Raw genomic sequence first — 20,283 nt, forward strand, 5'->3', positions numbered from 1 at the left:
TGCAACTGAGTCGCCATCTGAAGCGGTGGCTCAGGCGCAGCTTGGCGTCGATCTGCAACGGCCCCGGCGATGCACCGCAGACCAACTGCGTTGTAACGACTGCGCCACAACGCAAAAGCCCCGCAATGCGGGGCCCTGGCGTTTTTCTGCAGTGAGACGGGAGTGGTGCTCCCTAGGGGGCTCGAACCCCTGTTTTAGCCTTGAGAGGGCCACGTCCTAACCATTAGACGAAGGGAGCGTTTTGTCGCGTCCTGTGCAGCGGGCTAGTATAGTGTGGCAACAGCCGTTGGGCAATCCTGCAACACAAAACGGAAACGCCATCATCGAACCCTCAGTTACATCTCCGTTCACGCTGCGCGTCATTCCACGCGACCAGCACACCATCTCGCGCAAGGACATCAGCCCAAACGCGCTGCGCGTGCTGTACCGCTTGCGCGAATCGGGCTTTGGCGCCTACCTGGTCGGCGGCGCGGTCCGCGACCTGTTGGTTGGCGGTCATCCCAAGGATTTCGACGTGGCCACCAGCGCCACGCCGGAAGAAGTCAAGGCGCTGTTCCGCAACTGTCGTCTGATCGGCCGCCGCTTCCGCCTGGCGCATGTCGTGTTCGGCCGCGAGATCATCGAAGTGGCCACGTTCCGCGCCAATGTCGACGACGGCAGCGGCGATCGCGAACTGGATAACGGCCGGCTGGTGCGCGACAACGTCTACGGCAGCATCGAAGACGACGCGATCCGCCGCGACTTCACCTGCAATGCCCTGTACTACGCGATCGAGGATTTCTCGGTGCGCGACTACTGCGGCGGCTTCGAAGATGTGCAGGCACGGCTGATGAAGTTGATCGGCGACCCGGAGCTGCGTTACCAGGAAGACCCGGTGCGCATGCTGCGCGCGGTGCGTCTGGCAGCCAAGTTGAACTTCGACATCGAAGCCGGCACCGCAGAACCAATCCCGCGCCTGGCCGGGCTGTTGTCCGAAGCCGCGCCGGCGCGGTTGTTCGAAGAAATTCTCAAGCTGTTCCTGTCCGGGCACGGCGTGGCCAGTTTCGAAGGCCTGGAGCGTTACGGCCTGCTCGGCGCGCTGTTTCCCGAAAGTGCCGCAGCCCTGAAATCCAACCGCAGCGGCGCGTTGCGCGCGATGGTGCTGGAAGGCCTGCGCAACACCGATGCGCGCGTGGCCAACGACGAGCCGGTGTCGCCCGCATTCCTGTTCGCCCTGCTGCTGTGGCCGGCGTTCTGCCGCACCTTGATGGGCCTGCAGGCGCAGGGCGTGCAGCCGGAAGACGCGCAGCGTCGTGCGGCCGACCGGGTTACCTTGCATCAGCTCGAGCGGGTGGCATTGCCGCGCCGTTTCTCGCTGCCGATGCAGGAAATTTGGCTGCTGCAAACGCGCTTTTCCTCGCGTCAGCGCAAGCGCGTGTTCCGCACCTTGTCGCATCCGCGTTTTCGCGCCGCGTTCGATTTTCTGGTGCTGCGCCAGTTTGCTTCGCCCGATCACGCCGCCGATGTGGAGTTCTGGCGCGAGGCGCAGAAGTCCTCCGGCCAGGAGCTGGTCGATGCGATCGAAACCGCGCAGGCCGATCAAGAGGGCGAAGAGGGCGCGCCGCGCAAGCGCCGTCGTCGCCGTCGTCGCACCGGCGCCCCTGCAGGCGAGTAGGGCATGCACACCGCCTTTGTCGGCCTGGGTGCCAACCTGGGCCAGGCCGAGGCCAGCGTGCGCGCTGCCATCGCCGCGCTCGGCGCGTTGCCGCAGTCCACGTTGATTGCGGCCTCGCGCCTGTATCGCACGCCGGCCTGGGGCCGCGAGGACCAGCCCGATTTCATCAACGCCGCAGCGCAGTTGCGTACCGCGCTGGCGCCGCTGCAGTTGTTGGACGCGCTGCTCGGCATCGAGCAGGCCTTCGGCCGGCAGCGCCAGGCCGGCGAGCGCTGGGGCCCGCGCACGCTGGATCTGGATCTGCTGCTGTATGCCGATCAGGTGATCGACCTGCCGCGTCTGCAGGTGCCGCATCCGCATCTGCAGGTGCGCGCCTTCGCGCTGTTGCCGCTGTCCGAGCTGGCTCCGGAGGCGATCATTCCTGGGCATGGAACAGTGCGGCACGCCCTGCAATCGATCCAGGTCAGCGGGCTGGAGCCGATTGGGTAGATAATGGCCGGCTTATCACCCCACGTAATGACTTCATGAGCAGCCATACCGACAGCAAGCCCTGGACCGTGCCCGCCTTGGCGCAGGCCAAGCGCGACGGTCGAAAACTGGTCATGTTGACCGCGTACGACGCCGGCTTTGCACGCACTTTCGATGCCAATGGCGTGGACCTGATCCTGGTCGGCGATTCGCTGGGCATGGTGGTGCAGGGGCATACCTCCACGCTGCCGGTGACCACCGCCGATATGGTCTATCACACCGCCTCGGTGGCACGTGCGCTGGAGCGTGCGTTGCTGGTGGCCGATCTGTCGTTCCAGGCCGATGCCACGCCCGAGCGTGCGCTGGACGCGGCCACGCAGCTGCTGCAGGCCGGCGCGGAGATGGTCAAGCTCGAAGGCGCCGGGCACAAGCTCGAGGTCATCCGCTATCTGGTCGAGCGCGAGATCCCGGTCTGCTCGCACCTGGGGCTCACCCCGCAATCGGTGCTGCGCTTCGGTGGCTACAAGGTGCAGGGACGTGGCGAAGCCGGTGAACAGTTGCGTCGCGATGCACAGGCGGTGGTCGATGCCGGTGCCAGCCTGGTCGTATTGGAATGCGTGCCGACCCCGATCGCCGCGCAGATCAGCGCCGAACTCAGCGTGCCCACCATCGGCATCGGTGCCGGCCCCGGCTGCGATGGCCAGGTGTTGGTGATGCACGACATGCTGGGTCTGGACAGCGGCCATCGCCGTCCCAAGTTCGTCAAGGATTTCCTCGCCGAAGGCGGCTCGGTGGCGGGTGCGGTACGCGCGTATGCGCAAGCCGTGCGCGACGGCAGCTTTCCCGATGCAGAGCACGCGTACGCCGCATGATTCAGACCATTACCGATCTTTCCACCCTGCGCGCACTGGTCACCGGCTGGAAGCGTGAGGGCCTGCGCGTGGCGCTGGTGCCGACCATGGGCAACCTGCACGCCGGCCACTATTCGCTGGTGATGCTGGCGCGCCAGTACGCCGACCGTGTGGTGTCGAGCGTGTTCGTCAACCCGACCCAGTTCGGCCCGAACGAAGACTTCGCGCGCTACCCGCGCACGCCCGAGGCCGACCTGCGCGGGCTGGAAGACGCCGGCTGCGACGCGCTGTGGCTGCCGGACGTGGACACCATGTATCCGCTCGGCACCGCACTGGCCACGCCGATCCATGCGCCTGGCGTCAGCGACGTGCTCGAAGGCGTGTGCCGGCCGGGGCACTTCGATGGCGTGTGCACCGTGGTGGCGCGCCTGTTCAATCAGGTGCAGCCGGACGTGGCCGCCTTCGGCAAGAAGGACTATCAGCAGCTGGCGGTGATCCGACAGATGGTGGCCGACCTGGCGTTTCCGATCGAGATCCTGGGCGGCAGCATCGTGCGCGAGGCCGATGGCCTGGCGATGAGCTCGCGCAACCAGTATCTGACGGCCGATGAGCGCCCCCAGTCGACGCACATCCGCAAGGTGTTGCTGCAGATGCGCGAGAGCTACGCCGCCGGCACGCCGCGTGCGCAGGTCGAAGACACCGCCACCCAGGCGCTGGAACAGGCCGGTTTCCGCGTCGATTACGCGGTGGTGCGTCTGCCCGACCTCAGCGAGCCGGGCGACAGCAACACTGGCGCGCGCGTGGCCTTGATCGCTGCACGCCTGGGCAATACCCGGCTGATCGACAATCTGGAATTCTGAGGGCCGCCGCTGCGTCCGGGCTGAAGCCCTCACCACCGACCGCGCTGCAGGCCGGTCGGCGCGGGCGCTTTCCGCTAAAATGCCTGCTTTCCTTTAGCCGTTGCCCGTCATGCACCTGTCCCTGCTGAAAGCCAAAATCCACCGCGCCACCGTCACCCATTCCGAGCTCAATTACGAGGGCTCGATCGCCATCGACGGCCTGCTGCTGGAAGCCACCGGCATCCGCGAGTTCGAACAGGTGCACATCTGGGACGTCACCAACGGTGCGCGTTTCAGCACCTATGCCATCCGTGCCGAGGAAGGCAGCGGCATCATGTCGCTCAACGGCGGCGCTGCGCGTCACGTGCAGGTGGGCGATCTGATCATCGTGGCCGCCTTCGCCAGCATGAGCGAAGACGAAGCCAAGACCTTCAAGCCCAATCTGGTATATGTGAACGCGCACAACGCGATCTCCCACACCAACCACAGCATCCCCACGCAGGCCGCATGACACACACCAACGGATTCGACGCGCTTCACGCCCACGCCCAGCGCCTGCGCGGCGCTGCCATCCCCGCATTGCTTGACGCCGAGCCGCAACGGCCGACGCAGTACGCCAGGCAGGTCGGTCCGTTGTATTTCAACTTCGCGCGGCAGAAGTACGACCGCGCCGCGCTCGATGCCTTGTTCGCGATTGCGCGCGAGCGTGATCTGGCCGGTGCGTTCCAGCGCCTGTTCCGCGGCGAGCAGGTCAATGTCACCGAACAGCGCGCTGCCTTGCATACCGCGTTGCGTGGCGATCTGACCGATGCGCCGGTGGCCTCCGACGCGTATGCAACCGCTGCCGAAGTGCGCCAACGCATGGGCGCATTGATCCAGCAGCTGGAAGCCACCGACGTCACCGATATCGTCAGTGTCGGCATCGGTGGCTCGGACCTGGGGCCGCGGCTGGTGGCCGATGCCTTGCGTGTGCCGTCGGGTGCGCGGTTTCGCGTGCATTTCGTCTCCAATGTCGATGGCGCGGCGATGCAGCGCACGCTGGCGACGCTGGACCCGGCGCACACCGCCGGCATCCTGATTTCCAAGACCTTCGGCACCCAGGAAACCCTGCTCAACGGCAGCATCCTGCACGCCTGGCTGGGCGGCAGCGAGCGGCTGTACGCGGTGAGTGCCAATCCCGAGCGCGCCGCCAAGGCGTTCGACATCGCGCAAAGCCGCGTGTTGCCGATGTGGGACTGGGTCGGTGGGCGTTATTCGCTATGGTCGGCGGTGGGTTTCCCGATCGCATTGGCGATCGGCTTCGAACGTTTCGAGCAGTTGCTCGAAGGCGCAGCGCAGTTCGATGCGCATGCGCTCAACACGCCGCTGGAAGAAAACGTCGCGGTGCTGCACGGGCTCACTGCCGTGTGGAATCGCAACCTGCTCGGCAGCGCGACGCATGCGGTGATGACCTACGACCAGCGTCTGGCCTTGCTGCCAGCGTATTTGCAGCAGCTGGTGATGGAGAGCCTGGGCAAGCGGGTCAAGCTCGACGGTTCTGCGGTGGATAGCGACACCGTGGCGGTGTGGTGGGGCGGTGCGGGCACCGATGTGCAGCACAGCTTCTTCCAGGCGTTGCACCAGGGCACCAGCGTGGTGCCGGCCGATTTCATCGGTACCGTGCATAACGACGATCCATACGCAGAAAACCATGTCGCGTTGATGGCCAATGTGCTTGCGCAGACCGAGGCGCTGGCTAACGGCCAGGACAGCAGCGACCCGCACCGCAGCTATCCGGGCGGCCGCCCGAGCACGGTGATCCTGCTTGATGCGCTCACCCCGCAAGCGTTAGGCGCGCTGATCTCGATGTACGAGCACAGCGTGTACGTGCAATCGGTGATGTGGGGCATCAACGCGTTCGACCAGTTCGGTGTGGAGCTGGGCAAGCAGTTGGCCAGCCAGTTGCTACCGGCGTTGAAGGGCGAGTCGGCCGATGTGGCAGACCCGGTGACGCGCGAGCTGCTGGCCAAGCTGCGCGGCTGAGTAGCTGCGCATTGGTAGCGTGCTGGACAACGAGGCCTTCGGGCCTCGTTGTCGTTTGGGCGAAGCGGTACCGTGCGCGGGTGCATGCGCCCCGCAGCCTGCAGGTCCGCTCTCTGCGCCGGACATAGGCTGGTCTGGCTAAAATGGCCAAATTACCAAAAATGGTAAATTTGGGAGTAGGCTGATACCCGTACTCCTCACAGGACCGTCCGATGCCACACCCGCAGGATCTGCCCGGCCTGAAAAAATCTCCTGCCGCCGACATCAAGGTGAAGGGCTGGCCCAGCCTGATGCGCAAGGTGCGCACCCATGGCGCAGTGGTCATCACCAATCACAATCACCCCGAGGCGGTGGTGGTGGATGCGGAGGAATACCGGCGCCTGGTGAGTCAGGCAAGCGCGGCCGCCGATGCCTCGACGCGGGCGCAGTCGCTGCAGGCATTGCAGCTGAAGTTCGATGCGCATCTTGCGGCGGTGACCGAAGGCGCGGGTCTGGCTGCGGCGATCAGCAAGCCCGCACGCCGGGGCAGGAAGGTCACCCTGGGTCCGTCGCTCTAAATCGTGGGAAATATCCTGGTGCTGGCCGGCGTCAACGGCGCCGGCAAGAGTTCGCTGCTGGGTACCTTGCTGCAGGAAGACGGCGCAACCTGGTTCAACCCGGACGCGTTCACCCGAGACCTGGTGGAGCAGGGCTGGTCACCCGAAGACGCCAACGCGCAAGCCTGGCAGGAAAGCGTGCGACGGCTGCGCCAGGCCATGGATGCTGGCCACGACTATGCATTTGAAACCACCCTGGGCGCGACGACCATCCCGCGCCTACTGCGCGAGGCCTGCGAGACGCATACGGTGGCGATCTGGTTCTGCGGCCTGTCGACGGTCGAGTTGCATATCGAACGTGTGGCCGCGCGCGTTGCCGCTGGCGGGCATGCCATTGCCGAGCAAAAGATCCGTAAACGCTTCGATGCCTCGCGCGCCAACCTGATCGCGTTGTTGCCGCATCTGGCGGTGTTGCACGTCTACGACAACAGCGCGCCCGCCGATGCGGCGGGGCAGGCCGAGCCGCTGCTGGTGCTGGAACTGGACCGAGCCGGCTTGCACTATCCGACGACATTAGAAGCGTTGGCGCAGGTGCCCGACTGGGCAAAGCCCATCGTGATGGCGGCATTGGAGATGCGCGGCGCGTCTTGAGCACAGCATCCGGGCGGACATGCGCGAGTCGCCTGCCTGATTGAAGATAGCAGTGGCTAGTAAAACTGCTTCACACCGGTCTACTGCAGGCCGGCTGATCTGCGGCCTGGCTGCAGGGACCCTTGCCCGCCCACCATTGCGGGACACGTCGCAAGTACGGACTGGTTGAACAATGTAGATAGATCACTTGTAGAGCAGATGATCTTCAGCTTGGCTGCAGGGCCCTTGCCCGCCCACCATCACGGGACACGCCGCAAGTACGTCCGTGTAGGCTCTTACGCGGCATCCATGCCGCGTAAGGTCCCGCGATGGTGGGCGGGCAAGGGCCAGTCGAGTTGGTCGGTGCGCGTAGCTTTCAACAAAGCAACCAGTACCCTGTCTGGTGCGATGTCCTCACCGATTGCGGGACCGTGTGGCGGCATGGATGCCGCCACCGAGCCCCCATGGACGGGTTCACGGCGTGTTCCGCGAGCGGTGAGGGCATCGCACGCTCGACCGACTCACGCGCCCTCACACGAGCGCCCGTCGCGCAGTTGATACAACGGACGAAAGACCATGCCGCTCGCAGCGCTTTGCCGCACTGCGAGCGACGAGGCCATCCGCTTAGGCCTTGCCCAACTTAACCGCCACCGGGTCGCCGGTGAGATAGCCCACCGCCGCGCCGAAGCGGTTCTTGTAGTTGGCGCGGACCAGCGGATCCAGCGTGGCCTTGACGGTGTCGTGCAGCGGGCTTTCCCAGTCGCCGGGGTGCTGGAAGTTGCTCATCACGTAGGTCCAGCCGTGGATCTCGTCGACTGCGTGCAGGCCGGTCGATTCGGCACCGGCGGGCACCGATAGCACACGCGTCAGCGTGCCGCTGTCCACGTTGTAGGCCCACAGGAAATTGTTGACGTGCAGGCTGCTGTCTTCGCCAATGAACAAGGTGCGCAGGGTTTCGGAGAACTTGAGGTTGTCCGGGTTGGCCAGGCGTTCCGGATCGGCCAGGTTGCCCAGCGCATCGGCCTTTACCAGATCGTGGCCGGTGAGTGCGGCCGGAGCGACCATGTCGATCGGCACCCACTCGCTGTGAATCGGCGCGCCGCTGCTGTCGTGGCGGCCGCCGCGCAGGTTGAGCGCATACACCGCACCGGAGTCCGGACCTTGTACTTTCACATCGCCCGAGCCGTCGCGCATGCTGGTGACGATGTAGGACATCGCCATGTAGGCGATCTTGTCGCGGGCGTTGACGGTGGTACCTTCGAGTTTGGTGAAACCCAGGCTGCCACCGGCCAGCGCCGCATAGCGATGGGTTTCCAGATAGGTGGCCGCCTTCTCCATGCCGGGTTTGATGCGGATCCAGTTGAAGGTGCCGTTGAACGGGATCCTGGTGAAGGAGGCATCGCCCGGGTCGCTCAGATGCACGTCGAGGATGTCGGCGGCGGTGAGGCGATCGGCCAGGGCCTGGATTTCGGCGCTGGTGGCGTGGCCGAGCTTGATCCAGCTCAGCGTGGCGGCGCCCGGGCCGACACCCGAGGTCTGGTGCCACTTGCCCACGTACAGGGTGCCGGCCGACAGATCCGCCTTGCGATCGGCGATAAACATGAACAACCCACCATTGGTGGCGTCGTCGCCCATCAGCACGGTGCGTTGGTCAGGCATCACCTGCACCAGCTCGTGCGAGATGCGGCCCAGGCAATAGTGCTTGCGCACGCTCCCGGTGCCGTCCGGGTGCACGGTGATTTCCGGCAGGTGGCCGTAGTGATACGGATTGGCTTTTTCCGGGTCGCCGTATAGATGCGTGCTGTAGCTGCGGAACTGGGTGTTGCCGGCCAGCGCGGTGGCGTCGGGCTCGTACTCTTCGCTGGATAGATGGGTATTCCACGGCGACAGGCTGGCGCCGCAGGTGGTCCACAACCCGTGCACCGGCGCGGTGTCGACGTTGTGGTACTTCACCAGCGACAGCTTGCCGGTAGCCGGGTCCTGATCCAGCGTCAGCACCGCGATCGGCGCTGGCAAATGGCGGTTGGTGTCGTTGCCGGCCTGGTCGCGGGTGGTGTATTCGAACTGCACCACCGCGAACACGTGATTGCCTTTGACTCCTGCCACCTTGGCATTGGGCAGGGTCAGCAGCGAGGAACCGTCCGGGCAATCGGAAAAGAACGGGCGTTCGGCACCGGGTTTGGAGCGGTCGATGATCGGCCGGTGCTGGATGTCGTAATAGCCGCCGGCCAGCACGGTGCCGCCCTTGCCGTCGGGCACCTGGTCGCCGGTGACGAAGAACGGGTGATAGGCCAAGTCGTAGCGTTGGGTGCTGCCGTCGCTACGGGCGATGGTCAGTGCCGAGCCGACCGTGGTGGTGGCCATCGCGGCCGGGTTGGCCAGGCTGGGTGCGGGCATGCCATGGAAGGTGGCCGACACCAGCCGGGTCGGGGTTTCCGACGGCCGTAACGGGCGTGCAGCCAAGGCGGCGGTGCCGAGTTGCTGTAGGGCGGCGGCGCTTGCGCTGCCAAGCGGCAGCATCGGGACGGACGCCAGCAGTTGCATGAGGCGGCGGCGGGCGGGATCGGGGGAGGCAGACATCGAAACTCCAGGCAAAGACAACGATCAACGATGGCCTGCGGCGCATCGGCAAGCCGGTCACGCTAGGCCGGCCGTATGACAGTTGTTTGACGACGGGCTCACCCGTTGGCTGGGGTTTGGATGTGCGCATCGCAGCGGACCCGACCGCGCTGTATCGACACGGTCCGGCTGCGCATCCCTGACAGCACCGGGTGGTGCGATGCAGCAAAGTGCGCGTTTGTCGAATGCCAAGCAGCGCGCCGGATTCGGTGGTTTTCCGTGGTTTGACAGGTGCTGCCGGTATTCCAAGGCTATAGCCGCGGCCAATAAGTTGCCGGCCATTTGGCATACGGGCTGGCGCGGTTGACAGGGTAGGGGAATCACGCAAGCGTACGCCGCCTAATGGCCTGCGGCGTCACGCATCGCCGTGGGGAGAACCACCTGGAGACCTGGATCTTGGACAAGCTGCTTCGTCGTACCGCCGCGCCTGTCGCGCGTCGTGCCCTCTCTCTGGCTACCGCCGCCGTGGTGCTGATGCTGGCCGCCTGCCAAGGCAAGGACACCGCTGCCGAGGCGAGCAAGACCGCGCCGGCCGCCGCACCCGCCGAGGCGTCCACCGCGATCCATCCCGATCAGTGGCCGTCGCCGAAGTGGCCGTTCGCCCAGGACCAGGCCCTGGAGCAGCGCATCACCGACGTGATGGCCAAGATGAGCGTCGAAGAGAAGGTCGCGCAGACCATCCAGGGCGACATCGCCAGCCTGACCCCGGACGATGTGCGCAAGTACCGCATCGGCTCGGTGCTGGCCGGCGGCAACTCCGATCCCGGCGGCAAGTACAACGCCAGCCCGGCCGAGTGGCTGAAGCTGGCCGACGCGTTCTATGAAGCGTCGATGGACACTTCCAAGGGCGGCAACGCGATCCCGATCATCTTCGGCATCGATGCGGTGCACGGCCAGAGCAACATCGTCGGCGCCACGCTGTTCCCGCACAACATCGGTCTGGGCGCCACGCGCAACCCGGAGCTGATCAAGCAGATCGGCGAAGTCACCGCCGCCGAAACCCGCGTCACCGGCATGGAGTGGACCTTCGCGCCGACCGTGGCAGTGCCGCAGGACGACCGCTGGGGCCGCAGCTACGAAGGCTATTCCGAGTCGCCGGAGGTGGTGGCCAGCTTTGCCGGCAAGATGGTCGAAGGCGTGCAGGGCGTGCCGGGCACCCCGCAGTTCCTCGACGGCAGCCACGTGATTTCCTCGGTGAAGCATTTCGTCGGCGACGGCGGCACCACCGACGGCAAGGACCAAGGCGATACCAAGGTGCCCGAAGCCACCATGCGCGACATCCACGCGGCCGGTTATCCTCCGGCGATCGCGGCCGGTGCGCAGACGGTGATGGCCTCGTTCAACAGCTTCAACGGCGAAAAGATGCACGGCAACAAGGTCATGCTGACCGACGTGCTCAAGGGGCGGATGAACTTCGGCGGTTTCGTGGTCGGCGACTGGAATGGCCACGGCCAGGTCAAGGGCTGTACCAACGAAAACTGCCCGGCCTCGTTCATTGCCGGCGTCGACATGGCGATGGCCTCCGACAGCTGGAAGGGCATCTACGAAACCGAACTGGCGGCAGTGAAGTCGGGTCAGATCTCGGCGCAGCGCCTGGACGATGCGGTGCGCCGCATCCTGCGCGTCAAGCTGCGTCTGGGCCTGTTCGAAGCCGGCAAGCCGTCCAAGCGCCCGCTCGGCGGCAAGTACGAATTGCTGGGCGCGCCGGAACATCGTGCGATCGCCCGACAGGCAGTACGCGAGTCGCTGGTGCTGTTGAAGAACCAGGCCGGCATCCTGCCGCTGGACCCGAAGAAGCGCGTGCTGGTGGTCGGCGATGGCGCCAACGACATGGGCAAGCAGTCCGGCGGTTGGACGCTGAACTGGCAGGGCACCGGCACCAAGCGCAGCGACTACCCCAATGGCAACACCATCTGGGAAGGCCTGGACAAGCAGATCAAAGCGGCCGGCGGCACCGCCGAGCTGGCAGTCGATGGTGCGTACAAGACCAAGCCGGACGTGGCGGTGGTGGTGTTCGGCGAGAATCCGTACGCCGAGTTCCAGGGCGACATCGCCACCCTGCTGTACAAGCCGGGCGACGAGAGCGAACTGGCACTGATCAAGAAGCTCAAGGCCGAGGGCATCCCGGTGGTGGCGGTGTTCCTGAGCGGGCGTCCGTTGTGGATGAACCAGTACATCAACGCGGCCGATGCCTTCGTTGCCGCCTGGTTGCCGGGTTCGGAAGGCGAGGGCATTGCCGACGTACTGCTGCGCAAGGCCGATGGCACCGTACAGAACGACTTCAAGGGCAAGCTGAGCTTCTCCTGGCCCAAGACGGCGGTGCAGTTCGCCAACAACGTCGGCCAGAAGGATTACGACCCGCAGTTCAAGTTCGGCTTCGGCCTGACCTACGCCGACAAGGGCGATCTGGCTGCGTTGCCTGAAGACTCCGGTGTGTCTGGCGAGCAGTCGGTGGGCGGGGTGTATTTCGTGCGCGGCAAGCCGGCGCTCGGCATCGCGATGCAGCTGTCCAATGCCGGCCAGGCCAACATGCCGGCGACCACGCTGCCGGTGGGCCTGTCCGATGGCAGCCTGAAGATGACCGCAGTCGACCACAAGGCGCAGGAAGACGCGCGGCGTCTGGTCTGGTCCGGCGCCAAGGCCTCCAGCGTGCTGCTGGTGTCCGGCAAGCCGGTCGATGTCTCGCGTGAGAGCAACGGCGATGTGCAGTTGCAGCTGACCGTGCGCCGCGACAGCGCGGTGACCGCGCCGGTGTGGCTGGGCGTGGGCTGTGGCGACAACTGCGGCGGCCGTGTCGATGCGCAGAAGACCCTGGCCGCGTTGCCGCAAGGCCAGTGGAAGGTGGTCGGCGTGCCGTTGAAGTGCTTTGCAGTGGCCGGTGCGGATGTGACCAAGCTGACCCAGGTCGCCAGCATCGAAAGCGCTGCGGCGCTGGACCTGTCGGTGTCGAAGATCGCGCTGGGCGCACTCAACGAAGCCGAAGTCACGCTCGATTGCCCGGTCAAATAAGCAGCACACCCGCAGGCACGCTTGCGGGTTTGCCCAGGTAATCAAGACACAGCCGTCGCCGGCCCCGGCGACGGTTTACAGCGGCCACCCTCAGCGGTGGTGTCATCAGCCGCCGCGGGACGCGCGCGTCGATCGGCCGGGAAGGCCTGCAGCTGCGGTTCGCCGCGCTGCCGTCCCGCACACAGTGCGGGCGGCGGCAGTCTGCAGGCTTGTCCGGTCCACGACGCACACCCCAGAGCCAGACAGGAGAGTGCAGTGGGTTTGGCGACGTTGGATATCGTGATTGTGCTGGTCTATCTGACCGGCATCTTCGTACTCGCGCAGTGGGTCTCGCGCGAGAAGGCAGGCCACACCAAGAGCGCGGAGGATTACTTCCTGGCGAGCAAGTCGTTGCCGTGGTGGGCGATCGGCGCCTCGCTGATCGCCGCGAACATTTCGGCCGAACAGATCATCGGCATGGCCGGTTCCGGCTATGCGATCGGTCTGGCGATCGCCTCCTACGAATGGATGGCGGCGCTGACGCTGCTGATCGTCGGCAAGTTCTTCCTGCCAATCTTCCTGCGCAACGGCATCTACACCATGCCGCAGTTCCTGGAACAGCGGTACGGCAAGTGGATCCGCACGCTGATGGCGGTGTTCTGGCTGCTGCTGTACGTGTTCGTCAATCTCACCTCGATCCTGTGGCTGGGGTCGATCGCGGTCAGCCAGGTCACCGGCATGGACCAGACCCTGGCGCTGGCGTTGATCGGCGTGTTCGCGCTGGTCTATCAGTTGTACGGCGGGCTGAAGGCGGTGGCGCTGACCGATATCGTGCAGGTCACGCTGCTGGTGCTGGGCGGGCTGCTGGTGGCGGGCCTGACCCTGGCGCGCATCGGCGATGGCGCCGGCGTGCTGGCCGGCTTCAAGCACCTGTGGAGTGCGCACCCGGAGCACTTCCACATGATCCTGAGCAAGGACAACCCGTTCTACAAGGACCTGCCCGGCCTGAGCGTGCTGCTCGGCGGCCTGTGGGTGATGAACATCAGTTACTGGGGTTTCAACCAGTACATCATCCAGCGCGCGCTGGCGGCCAAGAACATCGGCGAGGCGCAGAAGGGCATGGTGTTCGCCGCGTTTCTGAAGCTGCTGATGCCGTTGGTGATCGTGGTGCCGGGCATTGCCGCGGTGGTGCTGGCACCGGATCTGGCCAAGCCCGACCAGGCCTATCCGACCATGATGCAGCTGTTGCCGACCGGCATCCTGGGCCTGGTGTTCGCCGCGCTGGTGGCGGCGATCGTGGCCTCGCTGGCCTCCAAGATCAATTCGGTGGCGACGATCTTCACCCTGGATTTCTACGCCAAGTTCCGCCCGCAGACCGAGCAGAAGCAACTGGTGCGCGTGGGCCGCATCGTGGCCATCGTGGCGGTGGTGATCGGCATCCTCACCGCGCGGCCGTTGCTGGGCAACTTCGATCAGGGCTTCCAGTTCATCCAGGAATTCACCGGCTTCTTCACCCCGGGCGTAGTGGTGATCTTCATGCTCGGCCTGTTCTGGAAGCGCGCCAACGAAGCCGGCGCATTGACCGCGGCGATCGGCTCGGTGGTGCTGTCGTTCGCGCTCAAGTTCGCCTGGCCGGAACTGCCGTTCATGGACCGCATCGGTGTGGTGTTCGTGGCGGCGCTGGTGCTGGCGGTGCTGGTGTCGCTGATGACCGCGCCCACCCAGGCGCGCGATCTGATCCGTACCGACGATGTGGCCTACGGCACCACGCTGGGCTTCAAGATCGGTGCGATCGGGGTGGTGGCGATTCTGATCGCGCTGTACGCGGTGTTCTGGTAATCGCCAACGCAACCGGCTGACATCGGTTGTTGCACGCGGCGCGGCACGCAGGTGTCGCGCCGCAGTGCGTTTGGACGTTGCGGTTTACACGCCACGCAGCGTCTTACACCCGCGCCGCGGCCAGGCTCGCAGCGAGCAGGTTGACCGGTGCTTCGAACTGCTCGTGCCACGGCGTCTGCAGCCAGGTTTCCAACGCCGCGGCCGGCATTGGCTTGGCGATCCAGTAACCCTGGCCTTCGTCGCAGCCCCAGGCGCGCAATTGCGCATACGCCTCGGCCGACTCGATGCCTTCGGCCACCACGCGCTGGCCCAGGCTGTGGCCGAGCTGGATCATCGCCGGCACCAGGGTGCGGTCGGTGCGGCTGTCCGGCAGCGAGCGGACGAAGGATTGATCGATCTTCAACGAGCTGGCCGGCAGCTGCTTGAGATAGCTGAAATTGCTGTAGCCGGTGCCGAAGTCGTCGATGGCAATATGCACGCCCAGCGCCGCGATGGCCGCCAATTGCTCGGCCAGATGCTCCGGGTGGCGGATCATCGCGCTTTCGGTGAATTCGATTTCCAGCCGGCGCGGGTCCAGCTTGTGGCGCTCCAATCCGCGCTTGAGCAGGCCGGCAAAACCAGGCCGGTCCAGATCGGCGGCCGACACGTTCAAGGCCAGGTTGAAGTCCAGACCCTGTTGTTGCCAGCGCGCGGCCTGGGCGATGCCGTTGTCGATGACCCAGGCGGTGATGCGATTGATCAGCGCAGTCTTCTCGGCCATCGGCACGAAGTCGGACGGCATCACCGGGCCGATCATCGGGTGCTGCCAGCGCAGCAGTGCTTCCACCGCCACGCAGCGGTGATCGTGCAGATCCACGCGCGGTTGGTAGTGCAGACGCAACTGACTGGCGCTGTCCAGCGCGGCGGGCAGGGCGGCTAGCAGGCGGAAGGTATTGCGCTGGGCCACATCGTGCTTGCGCTCGTACATGCTCCACGGCAAGGCGCGCTCGCGTGAGACATCCACCGCGGTGGTGAGCGAGCGGATGGTATCGGCGGCGCCATAGCTGGTCTGCAGCGCAACCGCGCCGATCGAGGCCACTGCCGTATGCGGAATACCCTGATGTTCCAGCGGCTCGGCGAAGGCCTTGGAGACCTTGATGCACAGCGTGGACAAGCGTTGCGTTTCGGCCTGCGCCAGAAAGCCGAAGGTGGTCGGGTCCAGGCGATACAACGCGGTGCTGGCCGGCAGATAGGCAGCCAGACGACGTTGCGCCAGGGCCACATAGCCATCGGCGTAATCCCAGCCCAGCGCCTTGACCATGTCGCGGAAGTAATCGCTGCCGCAGATGTCCACCGCCACCGCGGTGGTCGCCGGTGCGCCTTCGCGTTGCGAGAGCCAGGCATCCAGGTCCTCGCCAAAGCGCGATCGATTGGGCAGACCGGTCGGGCCATCGCGATAGGTGGTACTGCGCAGGTTTTCCACCCGCAGCACAGCCAGGTCGCGCAGGCCTTCCAACTGGGCGATGGTCGCTGCGTCCAGACCTGGGCGCGGGCTGGTGCCGATCACGCACAAGGTGCCGATGCTGTGGCCGTCGAGCAGTTTCAGCGGTGCGCCTGCGTAGAAGCGGATGAACGGCGGGCCCAGCACCAGCGGGTTGTCGCAGAAGCGCGGATCCAGCTGCGCGTCGGGTACCACCATCACCTCGTCCGAGCGGATCGCATGGGCGCAGAACGCCTGGTCGCGCGGGGTTTCCTGCGCCTCCAGGCCAATACGCGCCTTGAACCACTGGCGGTGCTCGTCCACCAGCGAGACCAGCGCGATTTCCGCACCCAGACTGCGTGCGGCCATCGCGGCGATGGTCTCGAACATCGGGTCCGGTGGCGAGTCCAGCAGGCACAAGCCACGCAGGACGGCCAGCCGGGTCGACTCATCGGCCATCGGCGAAAGCAGGGATTCGGCAGAGCTGAGCATGGATTGCATGTGCTCGTATCGGCCTGAAGCGTGATCCCTTGATCAGAGGCGACTGGCTTTGTTCAGTTGATTGCGGTCAGTGCTGCCGGCAGGCAGCGTGCCATGTGCTGTCGCTGGCCGGATCGATGCAAGCGCGCGGTATTTACCGCGACTCGCAGCGTCGGTGATTGGTCTGACTCAGGCGACATTCCTGATCTGCAAAACCTGTCGCACAAGCGGCGACGGAATGCCTCCAGAGCGCTAAACATTGCCGGCTCACGGCCGATCACTGGCTGTACGCAGATTTGTAGAGCCAGCGACAAGCCCGATTTATTTCAGCGCGTCGTTGCTTCTGTGATCTGGGTTGCCTTCACCGCTGTCGGGAGTTGACACAGTGTTCATGCGCGCTGTGGATCCGCCGTCGCGGTTACGACGTCCCTGCCTGGAAACCGATCGTGAAATCATTGCAGTCTTTCGCTCAACGCATGCTCCTGATCACCGCCGGTCTGGCGCTCTCGTCCGCTGCGCATGCGGGATTGTCGGTCTCGGGCACGCAGTTGCGTGAGTCCAACGGCAACGCGCTGGTGCTGCGCGGGGTCAATCTGCCGCATGCCTGGTACGCAAGCCGTACCGATGCAGCCTTGGTGGCCATCGCTGCGACCGGCGCCAACAGCGTGCGGGTGGTGCTCAGCTCCGGCTACCGCTGGAACCGCACACCGGAAGCGGAGGTGGCGCGCATCATCGCGCGTTGCAAGAGCCTTGGCCTGATCGCGGTGCTGGAAGTGCACGACACCACCGGTTATGGCGAAGACGGCGCTGCGGCCGGTCTGACCCATGCCACCGCTTACTGGACCAGCATCCGCAAGGCGCTGATCGGTAACGAAGACCACGTGATCATCAATATCGGCAACGAGCCGTTCGGCAATCGCTTGAGCGCGAGCGAATGGGTCAACGGCCATGCCACCGCGATCGCTGCGTTACGCAAGAGCGGTCTGACCCACGCGCTGATGGTGGATGCGCCGAACTGGGGGCAGGACTGGCAGTTCTACATGCGCGACAACGCCGCTGCACTGCTGGCGCGCGACAGCAAGCGCAATGTGCTCTTCAGCGTGCACATGTACGAGGTGTTCGGCAGCGATGCGACGGTCAACAATTATCTGCGTGCCTTCCGCGATAAAAAGCTGACGCTGGTGATCGGCGAGTTCGGTGGAGACCATCGCGGCGCGCACGTGGACGAGGCGGCGATCATGCGGCGTGCACGCGAGTACAGCGTCGGCTACATGGGCTGGTCGTGGTCGGGCAACGACAGCAGCACCAAATCGCTGGACATTGCAGTTGGCTGGAATGCCGCACGCCTCAGCACCTGGGGAACCAGATTGCTCCTGGGCGCCGATGGTATTGCGGCGACCTCGCGCAGGGCTAGCGTATTCGGCCCGCGTTGAGAGGTCAGACCCCGTCGGCGGTCTTTTGAATCGGCATTGCGTCTTCGGTTAGGTGTAGAGCGGCTGGTCTGGGCCCTGGCTGCAGGGCCCTTGCCCGCCCACCGTCGCGGGACACGCCGCAAGTACGTCCGCGTAGGCTCTTACGCGGCATCCATGCCGCGTAAGGTCCCGCGACGGTGGGCGGGCAAGGACCAGTGGAGATGGTCGGTGTGCATGGTGCAAGCAATGCATGAGGTGCGTTGTTTGGCTATCGCCGCGTCCGATTAGCTTCCCAAAGCCAGCCGAGCAACAGGCAGGCTTTCATCCAACTACCGACCAACTTTCTGGTGCGGCGTCCTTGCCGATTGCGGGACCGTGTGGCGGCATGGATGCCGCCACCGAGCCTACACGGACGTACTTGCGGCGTGTCCCGCGAGCGGTGAGGGCGCCGCGCCCTCGACTGACTAGGCTTGAGCGCATTTAAACGCCGCCACGACTCGAAATCTTGGTTGTCTTGCTAAGTGATTGGAAGGTGCAGGCAGGTCGTGCTGCGCGGCGAGGGCACCGCACCCTCGACCAGCGCGTCCTCACGACAAGCTAGCGAGGTCTCAACGCCCGGGCTCGCGTAACGGGCCCGGGCTTGGACGCTTGGTCAATTTGCGCTGCAGCGAGCGCCTGTGCATGCCGAGCAGGCGTGCGGCAGCGGAGACGTTGCCGCCGGTTTCGTGCAGTGCCTGCTGGATGTGCTCCCACTGCAGACGGCTGAGCGGTGTCATCATTTCCTGCGCGGTTTCTTCTTCGTCCGGCTCGGGCAGCTCGTCGTCTTCCTCGCCCAGCGCGCGCATGATGGTGGGGATATTGGCCGGCTTGGGCAGATAGTCGTCGGCGCCGAGTTTGATCGCCTCCACCGCGGTGGCGATGCTCGCGTAACCGGTGACCAGCAGGATGCGCATGTCGGTACGAATCTCGCGTAGCGGCTGGATCAGGTTCAGACCCGAATCGTTGCCGAGCTTGAGATCGATCAGCGCAAAATCCGGCAACGCACTGCGCGCGATCGACAGCGCACTGGCCGCGTCGGTGGCGGTCAGCGTTTCCACACCGCGGCGGGCGAGGCTGCGTTGCAGGGTGCGCAGGTACAAGGTGTCGTCGTCTACCAGCAGGCCGGTACGCAGGGGAGTGCTTGTCATGCGAGTGCCTCGTGTTCGGAGAGCGGCAGACGGAAACCGACGCGGGCGCCGCTGCCTTCTGCCGGCAGCATCCACAATTCGCCCTGCAGCCGCTCGACGGTGGCGTGCGACAACGCCAGCCCCACACCCATGCCGTCGTGCTTGCCGCTGTTGAACAAGGTGCCCGGCAACATTGCCTGCGAGGTGTCGAAGCCCGGCCCGTAGTCGCGTACTTCGCCGCTGAGATGGTCCTGCTCCACGCGCAGGGTCAGGTCGATTTGTGGTCGGCCGGCACGTTCGCCGGCGTCAGCGGCATTATTGAGCAGCACCATCAGCAGATGGCTGACGCCGGGCTGCAGCAGCAGGCGCATCGGTGCGTCGTCGTTGCGGCGCAGCTCGATGGTCGGGCGCACCAGCCGCCACTGTTCCAGCACGTCCTTGACCGCCACTTCGCGGCTCAGGTGGCCGTTGTCGGCCGGCGCTGCCAGCGCCAGTACGCGTTCATGGCATTGCACCAGCAGCTCGCGCAAGGTGTCCAGATCTTCGCGCAGCTCGTTCTGGTCGCACTGGTCGGCGATGTCGTCGACCAGCAGGGTCATCGTCGCCAGCGGGGTGTTCAACTCATGCGCGACCGAGGCCGCATGCGTGGCCAGCGCCACGATGCCCTCGTTGCGCGCAAAGCGCTCGCGCAGCGTGGAGATCTCGCGCTCGCGTTCGCGCATGGACAAGGCCAGCCGCGTGGCGAACGCCAGCACCACCACCGTGGAGAGCAGGAAGTTGGCTGCCATGCCCCACATGTGCAGGCTCAGCGGGTCGAAGCTGCCGTAAGGCAGCGGCAGGCCGAAGGCGGCGCTGATCACGTAACCGGCCACACAGGAGGCCGCCACCGCCATCGCCCAGCCCAGCGGCAGGGCCAGTGCGGCCAGCGCGATCAGCACCAGGAACAGCGAGCCGAACGGATTGGCGATGCCGCCGCTCCAGCCCACCATCCAGGTCAGCACGGTCACATCGACCAGGATGTGGCCGAACTCGGTGGCCTGGCTGACCGCGCCGCGGTGGGCCACACGCAGCTGCGCATACAGGTTGAACACTGCCAGCGCGGCCACACCGGCCCACAGCGGTTGCTGCGGCAGGTGCAGGCCCATCACCCCGGTGGCGACCAGGATGGTGGCGGCCTGGCCGGCGGTGGCCAGCCAACGCAGGCTGCACAGGGTTCGCAGGAAGGAAGCGTCGGAGCTGTTCATCACGGCAATGCTATGCGCTCGGGGAGGTGGCGGTATGCGACAAACCGTCGCATCGGTGTGGAAGACGGTCCGCGCG

Annotated in this window: 15 protein-coding genes and 1 tRNA gene; 11 read left to right on the forward strand and 5 right to left on the reverse strand. The window is 65.5% G+C overall.

Annotated features, from left to right (window positions below; all coding sequences use genetic code 11):
- Window positions 1–163: 163 nt before the first annotated feature.
- Window positions 164–238 (reverse strand) — tRNA-Glu (locus NYR97_RS18240).
- Between the two features lie 48 nt (window positions 239–286).
- On the opposite strand from NYR97_RS18240, the gene pcnB reads away from it, so the two are divergent.
- The 8 genes from pcnB (at window position 287) to NYR97_RS18280 (ending at window position 7,021) form a co-directional block, all read left to right on the forward strand.
- Window positions 287–1,654 carry a polynucleotide adenylyltransferase PcnB gene (gene pcnB, locus NYR97_RS18245; RefSeq protein ID WP_316695170.1) on the forward strand — a complete coding sequence of 456 codons (1,368 nt, stop codon included), beginning with the start codon at window positions 287–289 and terminating at the stop codon, window positions 1,652–1,654.
- A gap of 3 nt (window positions 1,655–1,657) precedes the next feature.
- Window positions 1,658–2,143 carry a 2-amino-4-hydroxy-6-hydroxymethyldihydropteridine diphosphokinase gene (folK, locus tag NYR97_RS18250; protein WP_205391670.1) on the forward strand — a complete coding sequence of 162 codons (486 nt, stop codon included), beginning with the start codon at window positions 1,658–1,660 and terminating at the stop codon, window positions 2,141–2,143.
- Between the two features lie 35 nt (window positions 2,144–2,178).
- Window positions 2,179–2,994: a 3-methyl-2-oxobutanoate hydroxymethyltransferase gene (gene panB, locus NYR97_RS18255; protein WP_168957831.1), complete on the forward strand. Its 816-nt coding sequence runs from the start codon at window positions 2,179–2,181 to the stop codon at window positions 2,992–2,994.
- The gene (gene panC / locus NYR97_RS18260) at window positions 2,991–3,833 is read left to right on the forward strand and encodes a pantoate--beta-alanine ligase (RefSeq protein ID WP_316695172.1); all 843 of its coding nucleotides are present in this window, start codon (window positions 2,991–2,993) and stop codon (window positions 3,831–3,833) included. Before panB ends, panC begins: the two co-directional genes overlap by 4 nt.
- 109 nt (window positions 3,834–3,942) lie before the next feature.
- Window positions 3,943–4,323 carry an aspartate 1-decarboxylase gene (gene panD, locus NYR97_RS18265; RefSeq protein WP_008571260.1) on the forward strand — a complete coding sequence of 127 codons (381 nt, stop codon included), beginning with the start codon at window positions 3,943–3,945 and terminating at the stop codon, window positions 4,321–4,323.
- On the forward strand, window positions 4,320–5,834 hold the full coding sequence (pgi, locus tag NYR97_RS18270) for a glucose-6-phosphate isomerase (RefSeq protein WP_316695173.1): 1,515 nt from the start codon (window positions 4,320–4,322) through the stop codon (window positions 5,832–5,834). The genes panD and pgi overlap by 4 nt, the downstream gene beginning before the upstream one ends.
- A 212-nt stretch (window positions 5,835–6,046) precedes the next feature.
- Window positions 6,047–6,391: a type II toxin-antitoxin system Phd/YefM family antitoxin gene (locus NYR97_RS18275; RefSeq protein WP_316695174.1), complete on the forward strand. Its 345-nt coding sequence runs from the start codon at window positions 6,047–6,049 to the stop codon at window positions 6,389–6,391.
- Between the two features lie 3 nt (window positions 6,392–6,394).
- Complete coding sequence (locus NYR97_RS18280; RefSeq protein WP_316695175.1) at window positions 6,395–7,021, forward strand: ATPase; 627 nt, start codon at window positions 6,395–6,397, stop codon at window positions 7,019–7,021.
- A gap of 603 nt (window positions 7,022–7,624) precedes the next feature.
- Here the strand turns inward: NYR97_RS18280 and NYR97_RS18285 are convergent.
- Complete coding sequence (locus NYR97_RS18285; protein WP_316695176.1) at window positions 7,625–9,580, reverse strand: PhoX family protein; 1,956 nt, start codon at window positions 9,578–9,580, stop codon at window positions 7,625–7,627.
- A gap of 435 nt (window positions 9,581–10,015) precedes the next feature.
- On the opposite strand from NYR97_RS18285, the gene NYR97_RS18290 reads away from it, so the two are divergent.
- A complete protein-coding gene (locus tag NYR97_RS18290; RefSeq protein WP_316695177.1) occupies window positions 10,016–12,628 on the forward strand; it encodes a glycoside hydrolase family 3 protein in 2,613 nt (870 codons plus the stop codon).
- Window positions 12,629–12,883: 255 nt separating this feature from the next.
- The gene (locus NYR97_RS18295; RefSeq protein WP_316695178.1) at window positions 12,884–14,446 is read left to right on the forward strand and encodes a sodium/sugar symporter; all 1,563 of its coding nucleotides are present in this window, start codon (window positions 12,884–12,886) and stop codon (window positions 14,444–14,446) included.
- A gap of 103 nt (window positions 14,447–14,549) precedes the next feature.
- Here NYR97_RS18295 and NYR97_RS18300 read toward each other — a convergent pair whose 3' ends face one another.
- Window positions 14,550–16,397 carry a putative bifunctional diguanylate cyclase/phosphodiesterase gene (locus tag NYR97_RS18300; protein WP_316695179.1) on the reverse strand — a complete coding sequence of 616 codons (1,848 nt, stop codon included), beginning with the start codon at window positions 16,395–16,397 and terminating at the stop codon, window positions 14,550–14,552.
- A gap of 434 nt (window positions 16,398–16,831) precedes the next feature.
- Here NYR97_RS18300 and NYR97_RS18305 point away from each other — a divergent pair, with 434 nt between their 5' ends.
- Complete coding sequence (locus NYR97_RS18305; protein ID WP_316695180.1) at window positions 16,832–17,818, forward strand: glycoside hydrolase family 5 protein; 987 nt, start codon at window positions 16,832–16,834, stop codon at window positions 17,816–17,818.
- A gap of 587 nt (window positions 17,819–18,405) precedes the next feature.
- On the opposite strand, the gene NYR97_RS18310 is transcribed toward NYR97_RS18305, so the two are convergent.
- Together NYR97_RS18310 and NYR97_RS18315 are read right to left on the reverse strand one after the other, a co-directional pair.
- Window positions 18,406–18,984 carry a response regulator transcription factor gene (locus tag NYR97_RS18310; RefSeq protein WP_006449316.1) on the reverse strand — a complete coding sequence of 193 codons (579 nt, stop codon included), beginning with the start codon at window positions 18,982–18,984 and terminating at the stop codon, window positions 18,406–18,408.
- Window positions 18,981–20,207 (reverse strand): ATP-binding protein, encoded by a 1,227-nt coding sequence (locus NYR97_RS18315; protein WP_316695181.1) that lies wholly within the window; start codon window positions 20,205–20,207, stop codon window positions 18,981–18,983. The genes NYR97_RS18310 and NYR97_RS18315 overlap by 4 nt, the downstream gene beginning before the upstream one ends.
- Between the last annotated feature and the right edge of the window lie 76 nt (window positions 20,208–20,283).

Source organism: Xanthomonas hydrangeae (assembly GCF_032697525.1).
Lineage (GTDB): Bacteria > Pseudomonadota > Gammaproteobacteria > Xanthomonadales > Xanthomonadaceae > Xanthomonas > Xanthomonas hydrangeae.